11 protein-coding genes are annotated in these 15,207 nt (G+C 74.4%); 3 read left to right on the top strand and 8 right to left on the bottom strand.

The features are described from left to right. Positions 1-4: 4 nt before the first annotated feature. From ACIQGZ_RS15905 to ACIQGZ_RS15875, 7 genes are all read right to left on the bottom strand, one after another. On the bottom strand, positions 5-1,201 hold the full coding sequence (locus tag ACIQGZ_RS15905; RefSeq protein WP_402602244.1) for an FAD-dependent oxidoreductase: 1,197 nt from the start codon (positions 1,199-1,201) through the stop codon (positions 5-7). Next, positions 1,198-1,941, bottom strand: coding sequence for an arylmalonate decarboxylase (locus ACIQGZ_RS15900; protein ID WP_402602243.1), 744 nt, complete (start codon positions 1,939-1,941; stop codon positions 1,198-1,200). The genes ACIQGZ_RS15905 and ACIQGZ_RS15900 overlap by 4 nt, the downstream gene beginning before the upstream one ends. A 249-nt stretch (positions 1,942-2,190) precedes the next feature. Further along, positions 2,191-2,808 (bottom strand): LuxR C-terminal-related transcriptional regulator, encoded by a 618-nt coding sequence (locus tag ACIQGZ_RS15895; protein WP_402602242.1) that lies wholly within the window; start codon positions 2,806-2,808, stop codon positions 2,191-2,193. A gap of 209 nt (positions 2,809-3,017) precedes the next feature. Next, positions 3,018-3,968, bottom strand: coding sequence for a DMT family transporter (locus ACIQGZ_RS15890; RefSeq protein WP_402602240.1), 951 nt, complete (start codon positions 3,966-3,968; stop codon positions 3,018-3,020). Positions 3,969-4,157: 189 nt separating this feature from the next. Further along, positions 4,158-5,105: a LysR family transcriptional regulator gene (locus ACIQGZ_RS15885; RefSeq protein WP_402602239.1), complete on the bottom strand. Its 948-nt coding sequence runs from the start codon at positions 5,103-5,105 to the stop codon at positions 4,158-4,160. Positions 5,106-5,164: 59 nt separating this feature from the next. Continuing rightward, positions 5,165-6,094 (bottom strand): TIGR03619 family F420-dependent LLM class oxidoreductase, encoded by a 930-nt coding sequence (locus ACIQGZ_RS15880; protein WP_402602238.1) that lies wholly within the window; start codon positions 6,092-6,094, stop codon positions 5,165-5,167. A 124-nt stretch (positions 6,095-6,218) separates the two neighbouring features. Continuing rightward, positions 6,219-7,385, bottom strand: a complete 1,167-nt coding sequence (locus ACIQGZ_RS15875) for an MFS transporter (protein ID WP_402602237.1) — start codon at positions 7,383-7,385, stop codon at positions 6,219-6,221. 281 nt (positions 7,386-7,666) lie between these two features. Between ACIQGZ_RS15875 and ACIQGZ_RS15870 the strand changes: the two genes are divergently transcribed. Together ACIQGZ_RS15870 and ACIQGZ_RS15865 are read left to right on the top strand one after the other, a co-directional pair. Then, on the top strand, positions 7,667-9,307 hold the full coding sequence (locus ACIQGZ_RS15870) for a glutamate--tRNA ligase (protein ID WP_402602236.1): 1,641 nt from the start codon (positions 7,667-7,669) through the stop codon (positions 9,305-9,307). Positions 9,308-9,473: 166 nt separating this feature from the next. Then, positions 9,474-10,094: a 2OG-Fe(II) oxygenase gene (locus ACIQGZ_RS15865; protein WP_402602234.1), complete on the top strand. Its 621-nt coding sequence runs from the start codon at positions 9,474-9,476 to the stop codon at positions 10,092-10,094. A 50-nt stretch (positions 10,095-10,144) separates the two neighbouring features. Here the strand turns inward: ACIQGZ_RS15865 and ACIQGZ_RS15860 are convergent, their stop codons facing one another. Then, positions 10,145-10,732 (bottom strand): LuxR C-terminal-related transcriptional regulator, encoded by a 588-nt coding sequence (locus tag ACIQGZ_RS15860; RefSeq protein WP_402602232.1) that lies wholly within the window; start codon positions 10,730-10,732, stop codon positions 10,145-10,147. Between the two features lie 259 nt (positions 10,733-10,991). On the opposite strand from ACIQGZ_RS15860, the gene ACIQGZ_RS15855 reads away from it, so the two are divergent. Then, positions 10,992-15,104, top strand: coding sequence for a type I polyketide synthase (locus ACIQGZ_RS15855; protein ID WP_402602231.1), 4,113 nt, complete (start codon positions 10,992-10,994; stop codon positions 15,102-15,104). Positions 15,105-15,207 lie beyond the last annotated feature (103 nt).

Here is a 15,207-nt window from a genome sequence, read left to right as displayed (position 1 = left end):
GTGGTCAGGTGACGAGTTGCCGGTTCGGTGCGCAGTCCAGCAGTGATGCCTCGATGAGGAAGTCGGTGGCGAGCCTGGGGTCGGCGGCGGTGCGGCGGACCTCGGCGACGGCTTCGGCGAGGCCGCCGGCCAGGCCGGCGGTGCGCTGCTCGCTGCGCGGCAGGACGGCGTCCAGGACGGCCGAGCGGCGCCGGTGCGCGGTCGCGTCCAGCTCCTCCTGGCCGGCACCGTGCAGCAGGACGTCGGCCAGCGTGCGGCCCCAGGCGACGGCGTCGTGCAGGCCGCAGTTCATGTTCATCCCGCCCGCGGTGGAGGTGAGGTGGGCGGCGTCCCCGGCGAACAGGACCCGCCCGGCCCGGTAGTCGGGCAGGACGAAGGACGAGAGCCGGTAGGTGTGGGCGTCCCGGACCCGTACCTCGCCGTGCACGGCGGGCAGGCCGCGCTCCAGCAGGGCGCGCACCGCCCGCTCGCCGGTCACCCGGTCCGGGGGGACGTCGTTGGGGATGCGGAAGATCAGCCGCCAGTGGTCGGGCATGCCGAGCACGCTGTACGACTGGCGCGGGTCGCGGACGTAGGCGAGCGGCGGCAGGCCCGGCAGCAGCTCGTCCAGGGGCGTGTCGGTGACGACGCGCAGCGCGTAGGACGGGTACGAGCGGGACTGCGAGGGCAGGCCCAGCTCCCGTCGTACGGTGCTGCGGCCGCCGTCCGCCGCCAGCAGGTAGGGCGTCTCCAGCTCGGTGTGCCGCCCGGCGGCGTCCCGGTACCGCACCCGGACCGAGGAGCCGTGCGGGCTGACGCCGGTCAGCTCGCCGGCGAACAGCACGTCGGCGTGCGGCAGTTCGGCCAGCCGGTGCAGCAGCAGCGGGGTGAGCCGGGACTGCTCGACATGGACGCGGAACGGGTGGGCGGTGCGGCCGGCCAGCAGGTCGTAGCCGATCTCGGCGAGGACCCGCTGGTCGAGGTCGCGCCACTGGACCCGGTCCACCCGGCGGCCGAGGGCCGTCAGCTCGTCGGCGACGCCGAGTTCGCTCAGCAGGTCGAGCGTGGCGGGGTGGAAGGTGGAGGCCCGGGAGGCGGTCGACAGCCCCTCGGCGCGTTCCAGGACGACCACCGGCACTCCGGCCCGAGCGAGCACCAGGGCGGCGGTCAGCCCGACCGGTCCCGCTCCCGCGACGACGACGGGGGCGGCGGCTGCGCTCACACGTCACCGGCCTGGTCGGCCAGGCGGCGCAGCAGCCAGGGCTGGTCGCCCCGGACGGGGGCGGCGCCGGTCTTCCGGCGCGCCCAGCGGGCGGCGCAGACGTTGGAGGTCAGCAGGGTCCGGTCGTTCCCGGCGCCGATCTCGCGCAGCGCCTCGAAGGTGAACATGCCGGTGCCGGTGAGCAGCAGCGCCTCGTCGTCGGCGGGCTCTGCGGCGAGGACCTGGGTGACCAGCTCCTCGGTGGTGACGTCGTACGGCGAGAACCGGTCGCCCGCGCGCACCTTGATGACGCGTTCGACGGTGATGCCGGCCGCCTCCCAGTACTGGCGGGACAGCTCGGTCAGCCACGGCTCGTACGGCGACACCAGGGTCACCCGGTCCAGGCCGAGGTCGGCGCAGGTGTCCAGGGTGGCGATGGTGGAGGAGGCGACGGGGGCGCCGGCCTCGGCGCCGAGCTTGTCGCAGAAGGCCCGGTCCTCGTCCGGGCCGAGCAGGTAGTGCGACCCGCTGCACGCCACCACCACGGCGTCCAGGGCCAGCCGGCCGAAGCCGGCGATGACGGAGGGCAGGATCTCGTTGTAGGTGTCGAGCCGGGCCCGCAGGCCCTGGCCGGTGAGGTGGGGGAACCGGGAGGTGTGCACATTCAGGGCGGGCCGCACCAGGCAGCCGACCTCCGGTTCGGCGGCGGCGTTCCCGGAGGGAACGACAAGCCCCAGCTTGGCTGCGGATTGCAGGGTCATCGGAACCTCATCCCGCGGTCGGAATCAATGCCATCACCTTATGGACGGCATTGCCGCGCGGGCACTACGGAATTCCGTACGACCTTTCGAATCCTTTTCTCGGCTTTCCGTCCGGCGGTTTAAGGGAAACGCCGGAAAGGCGGGCCCGGCCGACCTGCCGAGCGTCGGCCGGGCCCGCCGCGCCGGATGGCGAAAAGGGGGTCCGGCCACCGATTCTAAGCAAGGCGGAAGCGGGGCGGCACTACGGAATCACGCAGTGAGGCGGGGCCGCTCCGGGCGGGGGGCGGCGGACACGCCGTGCAGGGCCTGGGCGAGTTGGGCGCGGCACCGGATGGAGAGTTTCCGGTAGATCCGGGTGATGTGCTGCTCCACGGCCCTGGTGGAGACGTCGAACCGTTCGGCGATCCGCTGGTTGGTCATTCCTTCGAGCATCATGCGGGCGATCCGCTGCTCGTGCGGGGTGAGGAAATCCCGGGGCGCCCGAGCCTCGGGCCCGTCGGTGGGCCGCTTCGGGGCCGGGGTCCGGCCCCGGGCCGGCGGCGGACCGGCGGCGGACCGGGGCCGGCCGGCGACCGCGCGCTCCATCCCGGTCGGCAGCACATGGCCCATGACGGCCTCCCAGGCCCGGGTGCGGGTCTCCACCACCAGGCGCTCGCGTGCGTACGGGTCGTCCCGCAGGATGCGGCGCAACGCCATCTCGTCGGGCGCCTCGATCACCAGGATGTCGCCCCGGACGTCGTGCCGGGGGCCGCCGCCGAGCAGGATGCCCTGCTCGGCGAGGTGCTGCCAGTACGCCCGGTGGGCCTCCCGGAGGCGTCCGGCGTTCCGGTCGTCGGCTCGGATGACTCGTTCGACGGTGTAGGGCACGGTTCTACTCCCCCTCGGTGGACTGGGTCGCCCGCGTGGGCCGGCCGCCTCTCGGCGGCCGGCCGGGGTCGTCGGACCCCTCGCGGATCGGGCCCTTCTCGGATCGGGCCCTTCTCGGATCGGGCCCCTCGCGGATCGGGCCCCTCGCGGATCGGACCCCTCGCGGATCGGAATGGCGCGCTGGGCGCCGGACGGGTCGCCCGCCGGGGTCAGTCGGCGGAGGCCGCGACCGGCGTGCTCGGGGCGCTCGGCGTGCTCGGGGCGCTCGGGGCGGGGGCGGCCGTCTTCGCGGCGGGCTTGCGGCGCAGCAGGGCGACCGCGCCGAGCACGGCGGCGGTACCGGCCAGCACGGTCCAGGACAGCGACTCGTGGAGGAAGGCGGCGCCGAGCAGGACGGAGACGACGGTCATCAGGTAGATGACGGTGGCCGCCGCAGCCGGCCCGTCCTTGGTGATGATCTCGGTGTTGAGCAGCACCGCGAAGCCGGTGCAGGCGACGCCGAGGACGATCAGGGCCACGGTGGAGTCGGCACGCCAGTGGACGGCCTGCACCCCGAAGAAGGGGATGACGATCAGGGTGAGCAGCGCCGCGATGCCCAGCTGTCCGCCGGCCAGCACCAGGGACGGCACTCCCCGGCCGCCGAGGAAGCGGCCCACGTAGGCGAAGCTGGAGCCGAAGCTGATCGCGCCGATCAGGAAGCACAGCACGGCGCCCGTGCTGAGCTGCGCGTGGTGCGTCCAGGGCGCGCCCACCAGCGCCACGCCGGCCAGGCCGAGCGCCATCCCGGCGATCCGTCCGCCGCCGAGCCGCTTCTCCTGGCCGAGGATCACGGCGGTGGTGAGGGTCCAGACCGGGCCGGTGCCGCTGACGATGCCGGCGATCGAGCTGGCCCCGGTCCGCTCGCCCTCCGCGAACAGCAGCCAGGGAACGGCGTTGCCGAGGAACGCGGCGACCGCCATGTGGCCGAGGATCTTCGGGTCGCGGGGCAGGCGCAGCCCCCGGGCGTAGGCGTAGCCCAGCAGGACGGCCGCGCCGAGCACCAGCCGGGCGAAGACCATCTCCACCGGCGAAAAGGCGTATCCGGAGATCTTGATCCACAGGAACACCGAGCCCCACAGCAGACTCAGTGCGCTCAGCCGTACCAATGCCGCCTTGGACATGGTTCTCCCTGCTCTCTGAAGACGTCGTTTCCCGATGGGCACGGCGAACCGCGTGGCGGCGTGCCACGTCGCTCGCTGTGCGGGGGTTCGGCCTGCGGCTGACGCGCCGTCCGGCCTCGGTAACGAGCTTCACACCCGGCGGGGTCGGGCGTCCATCGAGGAATTCCGAGAGTCACCTTTCAGTGGCGGCTAAACGGTCTCGGCGGCGCGGGCGGCGTCCTGGAGCGCGGCGAGGGCGGTGGTGATCTCGGGGGCGCTCTGGCTGCCCTCGCGGACCATCGCGAACAGGTTGCGGCGCGGAGCGTCGGCGAACGGGCGCAGCACCACGTCGCCCCGGGCGGCGGGGCGGGCGGCCTGCGGGACCAGGCAGACGCCCATGCCGAGGCCGACGGCGGTGAAGGTGGCCGACCAGTCCCCGATGGCGTGCGCGGAGCGCGGGGTGAACCCGGCCGCCGCGAACGCCGAGAGCGGGATCTCCTGGCACATCCCGACCGTGGCGAAGATCCATGGCTCGTCCGCGAGGTCGGCCAGGGTGACCTGCGGCGCGTCGGCCAGCCGGTGGCCGACCGGGAGGGCCAGGTCGAAGCCCTCGCTCATCAGCGGCACCTTGTGGAAGCGGGCGTCGGCCACCGGGGCGGCCGGCGACTCGGCGGCGATCACCACATCGGTCTCGCCCCGGGCCAGCTGGTCGAAGCTGGCGGGCGGATCGACCTCGGTCAGCACCGTACGCAGCGCCGGCTGGTCCCGCTTGAGCAGGCCGGCCGCCGGCAGGACCAGCGGGGAGAGCACCCCGGCGAAGCCGGTGATGGTGACCTCCCCGATGCCGCCCTCCCGGTAGGCGGCGAGCTGTGCGTGCAACTGCTCGACCTGGGCGAAGATCTGCTCGGCGTGTGCCAGGACCAGCCGGGCGGCGCCGGTCAGCCGGAGCCGCCGGCCGACCGGTTCGGTGAGCGGCACCCCCAGGTCCCGGCCGAGCGCGGTGATCTGCTGGGACACGGCGGAGGCGGTGAGGTGCAGTGCCTCCGCGACGGCGCTGATCGTCCCGCGCTGCTCCAGCTCGCGCAGGACGCGCAGCTTCCGCAGGTCGACGTCGGGCGTGCGGCCCTTGGCCGCCCGGGGTTCGCTGACGGCACTCATCCGGATTCTCCTTGCAGCAGGGGCCCGGGGCCGGGCCGCGAAAGGTCCCTGATGCAACGTCAGCGCAGGCTCTGCTGTTCCAGGTCGACCACCCGTTCGCTGAGGATCTCCAGTGCCTTGAGGTCGGCGTCGGTACGGGCGCGCCCCCTGGCCTCGCCCGGGTAGGTCGGGTCCAGGACGACCGACTGGGCGCCGAGCCGCTCCAACAACTCCAGGTCATGGCGGATCTGGTCGAGGGAGCCCTCACCGAGGACCCGGTAGCGGCCCATGTCCCCGTCGGTGATCCGCAGCTTGATCCGGGGGCAGAGCGCGGGCACCGGCCGCCCGTGCTCCTCCGCGATCCGCTTCAGGGTGGGCAGGCCGACCCCGGTCAGCCACCCGCCGGTGACCGAGGTGGGGTGCCAGGCGTCACCGAGCCGTACCGCCCGGCGCATCGCCCCCGCGCTGTGGCCGCCGACCCAGACCGGCGGGGCGGTGCGGCCGTCGGCCCGCCGGACCGGCAGCGGCTCGGTGGCGACCTGGCGGAACGACACATGCCGGCCGTCGTACGAGGCGGTGCTGCCGGACCAGCAGGCCCGGATCACCTCCAGGTACTCGTCGCTCACCTCGCCGCGCCGCCGGTAGGAGGCGTTCATGACGGCGAACTCGCGCGGGGCCCAGCCCGCCGCCGCGCCGAAGACGAACCGCCCCCCGCTGAGCTGGTCGATATTGGCGATGACCCGGGCCAGGTGCACCGGGTGGCGGTACGGGAGGATCGCCACCGTCGTCCCCAGGCCGATGTGCCGGGTGGTGCCGGCCAGCCACGCCAGCGCGGTGAACGGGTCGTAGAAGGGCGCCGGGAACAGCTGCTGCACCTCGGGGGTGATCGCCACGTGGTCGGAGAGCATCAGGTGGTGGTACCCGAGGTCCTCCAGCCGCTCGGCCCACAGGGCGAGGGTCCGGGGCGAGGCGTCGCCGCCGTAGTTGGGAACGTTGACGCCGAACTTCACGGCTACCTCCGGTGGTTGTCGGGTGGATCGGTACTCGGCGGGCGGGCCCGCCGGTCTCACGGCTGGTTCGGTCTCATGGCTGGTTCGGACTCACGGCTGGTTCGGTCTCACGGCTGGTTCGGTCTCACGGCTCGGTCGGCTGGGCCTCGGCGGACCGGGCCCCGGCGGCGGACGGCGCGCCGTCGCCGGCCGTCAGCTGGAGCAGCAGGCCGGCCACGGCCGCGGCGCAGGCCAGCAGGGGCAGACCCGTCGCGGGTACGCCCCGGGCGAGCGCCAGCCCGCCGAGCGCCGAGCCGACCGACCCGCCCAGATAGGTGGCGGAGCTGTTCAGGGCCAGGGCGGCGGGGCCACCGCCCTGGTCGCGGGCGAGCAGCCGGTGCTGCTGCGGCACCACGAACGCCCAGCCGGCCGCCCCCCACACCAGCAGCAGCGGCGCGACCGCGACCAGGGAGCGCAGCACCGCGAGACCGGCCAGCGACCCGGCCAGCACGGCCAGCAGGACGGCGGAGAAGGCCGCCGGCCGGCCCCAGCGGTCCATCAGCGGACCGACGCCGAAGCTGCCGGCCACTCCGCCCAGCCCCCACAGCCACAACTGCCAGACGGCGACCGAGCCATGCAGCACCGCCGCCAGGTAGGTGTACAGGCCGAGGCTCGCCGTGGTCTGCAGAAAGGTCGCCGCCACCACCGCGCCCACCTTGGGGTCGCGCAGCTGGGCCAGGCGCCGGCGCAGGCCCGGCATGGTGACGGTGGTGATGTCCGGCAGCAGCCGGGCGGTGCCCAGCAGGGCGGCGGCGCCGAGCGCGGTGACCAGCCACAGCGCCGCCCGCCAGCCCCACCGGTCGGCCAGCGCCAAGCCGAGCGGGACGCCCAGCACGGTGCCCGAGCTCAGGCCGCCGAGGACGACGGCCAGCGCACGGGCACGCCGGCCCGGCTCCGCCAGCGCCGCCGCGGCGGTCGCCGCGACCGGCATGAACAGCCCCGCCCCGACCCCGGCCACACTGCGGGCCGCCAGCAGCAGGCCGGTCGTACCGGCCAGTGCGGTCGCCAGGTTGGCGGCGGTGAAGACCGCGAGGGCCCACAGCAGCACCCGGCGGGCCCGCAGCCGGGACAGCAGGGAGCCCAGCAGCGGCGCGAGCAGGGCGTAGCAGAGGGTGAAGGCGGTGACCAGCTGGCCGACGGCCGCCACCGAGCCGTGCGTGTCGCGGGCGATGCCGGGCAGCAGTCCGGCGGTCATATAGGCGTCGGTGCCGACCACGAAGGCGCCCAGGCCCAGCGGCAGGAGTCGTAACACGGGTTCTTCCTTCCCCCTTCAAAGCGTCGCCCGGCCCCTTCGGTGCGTCCGCCCGGCCCCTTCGATGCGTCCGCCCGGTACGGCGGCCGGGGACCGGCGGGAATGACAGCATCGCCCACCCGCAGCCCGGCCGGCCGCTTCGGCCGCCGGGGTGTTCGGGTTCCCGCACCGCCGAGCCGTCCAGGCTCCCACCTGCGCCGATCCCCGGCCTAGGGTGACGGCTCAACGCGTCGCGGCAGTCCGCCGCGAGCCGCCATCCACACCGATCGAGGGACTTCGCCATGCCCGAAAGCGACCTTGTGGACTCGTGGTTCCCCGCAGACCTCCCCAGCCCCCGGGACTGGGAGGACCGCTACCCGCACCGTGGACTTCCGCCGGGCGCCGAGGTGACCCGGTTCGCCCCCAGCCCGACCGGCTCGCTGCACCTGGGCGGCGTGTACGTCGCCACGCTGGCCCGGGACCTGGCCCACCGCACCGGCGGCGCGTACCTGGTCAGAATCGAGGACACCGACCAGACCCGGCAGGTCGCCGGCGCGGCCGAGGACTTCGACCGGCTCTTCGCCCACCTGGGCCTGACCCCCGACGAGGCCGACCCGGACGGCCGCTACGGCCCCTACCGGCAGTCCGACCGGGAGCGGATCTACCTCTCCTACGCCCGTGAGCTGCTGCGCCGTGGCCGCGCCTACCCGTGCTTCTGCCCGCCGGAGGCCCTGGCGCGGGCCGCCGAGGAGCAGCGCGGGTCCCGTTCGCCGCTGGGGTACTACGGCCGGTGGGCGGCCTGCCGGAACCTGGACCCGGCCGAGGCCGACCGCCGGGTGCGGGCCGGTGAGCCGTACGTGGTGCGTTTCCGCTGCCCGCAGGGCATACCGGGTCGGGTCAGGTTCGCCGACCGGGTCCGGGGGGCGGTGACCATGCTCGACAACGGCAATGACGCCGTCGTCCTCAAGTCCGAGGCGGACGGGCACCGGCTGCCCACTTACCACTTCGCGCATGTGGTCGACGACCATCTGATGCGGGTGACCCTGGTGGTGCGCGGTGACGAGTGGCTGTCCTCGCTGCCGCTGCACCGCCAGCTGCACGAGGCGCTGGACTTCGAGCCGCCGGCGTACGCCCATGTCTCGCCGCTGATGAAGGTGGACGGCGCCAGTCGGCGCAAGCTGAGCAAGCGCAAGGACCCGGAGTCGGCCGCGGCCTTCTACCTGGCCGCCGGCTATCCGGTCGAGGCGCTTCAGCACTATCTGCGCGGGCTGGCCAACAGCCGGCTCTCCGACCTGCCCACGGAGAAGGCGCTGGCCGAACCGGTCCGGCTGGCCGAGATCGGGACGGCCGGGCCGATGGTCGACGCGGCCAAGCTGCGTTCGATCAGCCGGGAGTACATTTCCACGCTGACCCCCGAAGAGGTGCTGGCGGCCGTCCTGGCGTGGGCGGCCGCGCACGACCGCGCCTTCCACCGGCTGCTGGACGGGCACCGGGAGGCGGCTCTCGCGGCGGCGCGGATCGCGCAGTTCGGCACCGGCAGTCCGCGCAAGGAGCTGGCCTGCTGGTCGGACTTCCGGCAGGCGTACGGGTTCCTGCTGCCGGGCGGCCAGGTGCCGGTGGCGGGCCCCGAGGACCGCGCCTTCGGCGGTCTGGACCCCCGGCTGGTGCGCGCGCTGGCCCGCGACTTCACGGCCTCCTACCGCCATGACACCGACCCGGACCGGTGGTTCGACCAGCTCCGGGAGCTGGCCGAGCGGCACGGCTTCGCGCGGAGCGTCGCCGCGCTGCGGCAGGCACCGGACGCCCACCCCGGTTCGGTACGGGACGTGGCGAATGTCGTCCGGCTCTGCCTGACCGGGCGCAGCCAGAGCCCGGACCTGTTCCAGATCGTGCGGGCGCTGGGTGCCGACGAGGTGGTGGCCCGGTTCGGGCCGCTGCTGTGAACGGCCCCGGGCGAGGGCGGCGCTGCGGGCACGGCTGCGGCTGCGGAACTCCGTACAGCCCCCGGTGCGGTGCCGCCCATAGCCTCGAAACGGGCCGCCGACAGGCTCCCGGCGCCGGGGTGCGCGACCATGCGCCCGGCGTCAACTCCCAGGAGAGGACTGCACGATGCTCAATCCCCGTGCGCGGTTCGACAAGGTTTCGGATGCGGTGGCGGCCCATGTGGTGCGGGGCCTGCTGGAGGAGGCCGACCTGCGGGAGCTGAACCGGACGCAGCCGGCGGAGGACCGGTACGAGAGGGTGGTGGTCGACAACGAGGTGAAGCGGTTCCAGCTCGAATCGCTCTGGCTGTCCCGGGACGGCGAGCGGCTGCCCGCCGCCGACGGGCTCGACCCCCTGTGGTCGAAGCTGCTCGACGAGCTGGCCGGCGAGGAGTTCACCCGCCGGCTCGGCGCCGAACTGGACCTGGACCTCTGGTCGCTGCCCCGCGATGTCGGCCTCTTCACCCACCTCCCGGGCGAGTTCATCTCGCTGCACCACGACGAGCCGGAGAAGGCGATCACCGCCGTGCTCTACTTCGACCAGGACTGGCCGGCCGACGGCGGCGGGCACTTCGAGGTGCGCGGCTCCCGCGATCCCGGGCAGGCGCCGATCCTCTCGCTGGCGCCGACGGGCGGCACCCTGATCGCCTTCGACTCCTCGGTCTGGCACGCGACCTCGACGGTGACCGCGCAGCGGACGCTGCGCGCCGCAGTGCTGGAGTACTGGCGAGTCCGCCCAAAGCGGTGACGACCGTTCGGCCGCCCACCGCCTCGCGGTGGGCGGCCGAACGCTTGGGTTCAGCGCGCGAGGGCGGGCACCGCCGCACCGTCCCACTCGGCCGCGCCCGGACCGGGCGCCATGCCGTGCAGCGCGGCGGCCAGTTGGGCGCGGCGCCGGATCGACAGCTTCTGGTAGATGCGGGTGATGTGCTGCTCGACGGCGCGCGGGGAGACGGAGAAGGACTCGGCGATCCGGCGGTTGGTCAGGCCGTCGAGCATCATGTCGGCGATCCGGCGTTCATGCGGGGTCAGCGCCGCGCCCGTCACGCCCCCGGTGCGGGGCCCGCCTGCGGTGAGGGCCGGACCGGCGGCGGGCGCCGGTGCCGGTCCGGCGGCGGTGCAGCCGAGGGCCATCTGCCACTCACGGGTCCGCTCCCGTGCCACGAGCCGCGCGCGCACATACGGGTCGGCGTCCAGCAGGCCGCGCAGCGACTCCCGCCCGGCGGCCCCCAGCAGCAGCACCTCGCCGGCCCCGTCCTCCCAGGGGCCGCCACCGATCAGTAAGCCCCGGTCCACCAGGCGTCGCAAGTACCGCCAGTGTGCCTCGTACGCCCTGCGCAGCCCGTCCGCATCGTCCAGAAACTCCCGCTCCACGACGTATGCCATCACAGCTCCCTGGGTCGCCATCATGAACGCTCAAGCAACTTTATACTCCGATCCATATTTATGCTGAAGATCCCTCAGGTGTGACGGGGGTCACATCTCACCACCTGACATAGCAGGGCAAACGATCCAAACAGCAGGAGCCTCCACTGCCATTTGCTCCCATCTTGAGAACAACCTTGACCTGCCATCCATTTTTGAATCAGACTTGTAGCCGTTCCGCTAGAGCTCCACCACCCGACGCCAGCCCGAAGGTGACCCCATGGAACGCTCAGCTCACGGAGACGGCCCGACCCCGACCCCGATCGCGATCATCGGCATGGGATGCCGGTTCCCGCAGGCCCCCGGGACCGACGAACTGTGGACCCTGCTGCTCGGCAACGCGGACGCCGTCACGCCGATACCGGCCGACCGCTTCGACGTCGGCCCCCACTACCACCCGGCCCCCGGCACGCCCGGCAAGACCGTCTCCGGGCACGGCGGCTTCCTGGCCGACCCGTTCGTCTTCGACGCCGGCTTCTTCGGCCTCTCCCCCGCCGAGGCCCGCACCGTCGACCCCCAGCAGCGCATCCTGCTCGAAGTGGTCTGGGAGGCCCTGGAGGACGCCGGCGTCGTGCCCTCCTCGCTGGCGGGCTCCCGCACCGGGGTCTTCGTGGGCCAGGCCACCGCCGAGTACGTCCGCCTCACCCCCGAGCAGCGCAGCCCGGACCTACGCGATGTGACGGGCAGTCAACTGCGGGCGATGGCCGCCGGGCGGGTCTCCTACGCGCTTGACCTGCACGGGCCGAGCCTCGTCCTGGACAGCGCCTGCTCCTCCTCGCTGGTGGCCGTGCATGCCGCCCGCCAGAGCCTGATCACCGGCGAGAGCGACCTCGCCATCGCCGGCGGCGTCAACCTGGTCTTCACCCCGGACGACGCCATCGCCTACTCGCAGGCGTCCATGCTCTCCCCGGACGGCCGCTGCAAGTTCGGCCACGCCGACGCCGACGGGTTCGTCCGCAGCGAGGGCGTCGGAGCCGTGATCCTCAAGCGGCTGCCCGACGCCCTGCGCGACGGCGACCCGGTCCTCGCCCTGCTGATGGGCAGTGCCGTGACCAACGACGGGCGCGGCGACGGACTGCTGCTGCATCCCGCCGTCGGCGGCCAGCGGGAGATGGTGCAGGCGGCCTGCCGGAGCGCCGGGACCACCCCCGCCGCGCTCGACTACGTCGAGGCCCACGGCACGGGCACGCCCGCCGGCGACGGCGTCGAACTGCGGGCGCTCACCGAGGCGCTGGAGGCCGCCGGCCACACCGGACGGCCGCTGCGGATCGGCTCCGTCAAGTCGAACATCGGGCACACCGAGGCCGCCGCCGGGATCGCCGGCCTGATCAAAGCGGTCCTGGTCGTACGGCACGGCACCATCCCCGCGTCACTGCACGCCGACCGGCTCAACCCGCTGCTCGCCGCCGACGACGCCCGGCTCGAACTCGTCCGCCGCAATGTGCCGCTCGACCCGGCCGGAGACCGTGCCCTGGTCGGCGTCAGCGCCTTCGGCCTCTCCGGCACCAACGCCCATGCCGTGGTCGGCGCCTTCATCCCCGCCGACGCGGGCAGCACCGCCGACGCCCACCCCGCCGACCGGCCCGGAACACCCCACGTGGGCAGCACCGCCCACGTGGGCAGCACCGCCGACGCGGGTGCCCGGCCCGCCGGCCCGCAGCTGCTCGTACTCTCCGCCCGCTCCGAGCAGTCACTGCGCCGGCTCGCCCGCTCCTGGGCCGACCACCTCGGCCCCGGCGGCCGTGGCGCCGACGACGACCTCCACGACATCTGCGCCACCGCCGCGCTGCGCCGCGAGGCCCACCCGCACCGCCTCTGGGCGGTCGGCAGCACGCACCGGGAGCTGGCCGACACGCTGCGCGCCCTCGCGGACGGCGAGCCCACCACCGCCGGCGGCATCGCCGAGGCCGGCTACGGGCGCCCGAGGCGCACCGCCTTCGTCTTCCCCGGCCAGGGCTCACAGTGGCTCGGGATGAGCCGCGGCCTCCTGGCGTCCTCACCCGCGTTCGCTGCCGCCATGGCCGCGTGCGACGACGCCGTCCGGGCCGAACTCGGCTGGTCGGTCACCGAGTTGCTGACCCGGGAGTCGGCCGCCTTCCCGTCCGGGGTGGAGGCCGTCCAGCCCGCGCTGTGGGCCGTCGAGGTCGCGCTGACCGCCGCCTGGCGCGAACAGGGCGTCACGCCCGACCTGTGCATCGGGCACAGCATGGGCGAGTCCGCCGCCGCCCACGCCGCCGGAGCGCTCTCGCTGCGCGACGCCGCCGCGGTGATCTGCCGCCGCAGCGCCCTGATGAAGCGGCTCTCCGGACGCGGCGCGATGCTCGTGGCCGCCCTCTCCCCCGAGCAGGCCCGCCGGGCGGCCGCCCGCTACTCGGGCGCGGTCTGCGTCGCCGCCGAGAACTCCCCCGGCGCCACCGTGCTGGCCGGCCCGGTCCGCGACCTCGACGACCTCGCCCGGACGTTGGAGCGGGACGGCGTCTTCCACCGGCGGGTCGACGTGGACGTGGCCTCCCACTCCCCCGACATGGACCTGCTGCGCGAGGAGCTGTGCCTCGCGCTGGCCGACCTCACCCCGACCGCGCCCGCCGTCCCGATGCTCTCCACCGTCCACGGCCGCCAGGTCGAGGACGCCTCGCTGGACGCGGACTACTGGGCCCGCAACCTGCGCCGCACCGTCCGCTTCGCCGACGCGGTGCGGACCGCCGCCGCCGAGGCGGAGAGCGTCTTCGTCGAGATCAGCCCGCACCCCGTGCTCACTGGCGCGGTGGAGGACACCCTCGCCGCCGCCGACCACCCGCAGGCCGTGGTGCCCTCGCTGCGCCGCGACTGCGACGAGGCGTACGAACTCACCCGCGCGGTGGGGCAGTTGTTCGCCCACGGCGGGCGGGTCGACTGGCAGCGCCGGTACGGCAGCGCGTTCCGCCCGGTCGCCCTGCCGCGCTACGCCTGGGACGGGCAGCCGCTGCGCCACCGGCCCGCGACCGCCGGCGCCGAGCACACCGTGCGCTTCGAGCGCCGGGTCGGCGGGGTGGGTGTCCGAGGCATCGTGCCGCTGCCGGTCACCGCACACCTGGTCGCCGTACTCGAAGCCGCCCGAGCGGCGACCGGCGGCAGCGCGTTCGCGGTGCGGCGGCTGACGCTGGGAGGTGCCCCGCTCGACCTCAGCGGCACGGACGGCGCGACATTCCGGGTCACCCTCGATCCCCCGGACCCGGACGGCGCCCTGCGGGCCCTCTCCGAGCCGACGGACCCCCACCCCGACGCCCCGGGGCCGCGCATGCGCGCCCTGGTGGTACCGGTCTCCGACGCCGACGGCCCGCCCACGGCCGCCGACCTCGACGCCGCGCTGGCGCGCTGCCGTGGCTATCTGCCCGCCGAGTCCTACTACCGGGGCGCCGAGGCCCGGGGGGTGGACATCCACCCCGACCTGCGGACCGTCGAACGGCTGTGGCGGGCCGACGGCGAGGCGGTCGCCCGGCTGCGCCGGCCGGACGCCCCCGAGGCCACCGCCCTGGAGGCCGGGCTGCTCACCGTGCTGGCCGCTCTGCCGACCGGGGGCCGGGCCGACGCGGCGACCTGCGTCTATCTGCCGGAGTCCATGGAACAGGTCCGGCTGTTCGAGGAGCTGCCGGACGAGTTCTGGAGCCACGTGGTGTTCACGCCGGAGCGCAGCGGGCGACCGGCCCGCGCCGATGTGCTGCTGGCCGCATCCGACGGCCGGCCGCTCGCCGAGTTCCGTGGCATCGTGTTCCGCCGCCTGCCCGGCGGCGGCCCGCAGCGGCCCGCCCGGTCGGCCGTCGTCCCGCTCCTCACGGCCGGGCTCCCCGGGCGGCTGGCCTCCGCGCCGCTGGAAGCGCTCCGGACACGGGCCTCGGTGCTGCTGGCCTCGGTCGGCAGGCGGCTCGCCACGGCCCCGGCCGCCGTCGCCACCGGGCGGAGCGCGGTCGCCGCACCGTCGGCCCCCTCGGCCCAGACACGCTCGGCCCAGACACGCTCGACCCAGACACCGTCGACCCAGACACCGTCGACCGGGGCACCGGCAGCCTGGCCACCGGCCGCGCCCGCGTCCATGGCAGCCGCATCCGCTCTGCCTGCTGCCGACCGGGGCCCGGACGGCGGTGCCCTGCTGCGGGAGGCGGCCGCCGTACTCGGCATGCCGATCGGCAGCATCGACACCCGGCGCCCGCTGCGGGACTACGGCCTCGACTCGCTGATGGCCACCCAGCTCCGGCAGCGGTTGCGCCGGTACGGGCTCCACCTGACGCTCAGCCAGTTACTCGGTCCGCAGAGCGTCCGGAGCCTGCTGGAGGTCGACGCCGCAGTCGTGGGCTGAAGCCCGTGCCCTCCCGCTGTGAGGCTGCCGCGCGAACTGGCCCGCGCGGCAGCCTCCGTACTGACACCGGGTCACGCCAATACTAAAGAGCAATATTGTATCG

Origin of the sequence: Streptomyces sp. NPDC092296 (genome assembly GCF_044755465.1) — a bacterium.
In the GTDB taxonomy this organism is placed as follows: Bacteria; Actinomycetota; Actinomycetes; order Streptomycetales; family Streptomycetaceae; genus Peterkaempfera.
This window is presented reverse-complemented; position numbering and strand designations above follow the sequence as displayed.

What these genes read in the sequence shown, in the direction of transcription:
- ACIQGZ_RS15900 (WP_402602243.1), bottom strand. Translation starts at nt 1,941, where the DNA reads ATGACCCTGCAATCCGCAGCCAAGCTGGGGCTTGTCGTTCCCTCCGGG.
- ACIQGZ_RS15890 (WP_402602240.1), bottom strand. Translation starts at nt 3,968, where the DNA reads ATGTCCAAGGCGGCATTGGTACGGCTGAGCGCACTGAGTCTGCTGTGG.
- ACIQGZ_RS15885 (WP_402602239.1), bottom strand. Translation starts at nt 5,105, where the DNA reads ATGAGTGCCGTCAGCGAACCCCGGGCGGCCAAGGGCCGCACGCCCGAC.
- ACIQGZ_RS15870 (WP_402602236.1), top strand. Translation starts at nt 7,667, where the DNA reads ATGCCCGAAAGCGACCTTGTGGACTCGTGGTTCCCCGCAGACCTCCCC.
- ACIQGZ_RS15865 (WP_402602234.1), top strand. Translation starts at nt 9,474, where the DNA reads ATGCTCAATCCCCGTGCGCGGTTCGACAAGGTTTCGGATGCGGTGGCG.
- ACIQGZ_RS15860 (WP_402602232.1), bottom strand. Translation starts at nt 10,732, where the DNA reads ATGGCATACGTCGTGGAGCGGGAGTTTCTGGACGATGCGGACGGGCTG.
- ACIQGZ_RS15855 (WP_402602231.1), top strand. Translation starts at nt 10,992, where the DNA reads ATGGAACGCTCAGCTCACGGAGACGGCCCGACCCCGACCCCGATCGCG.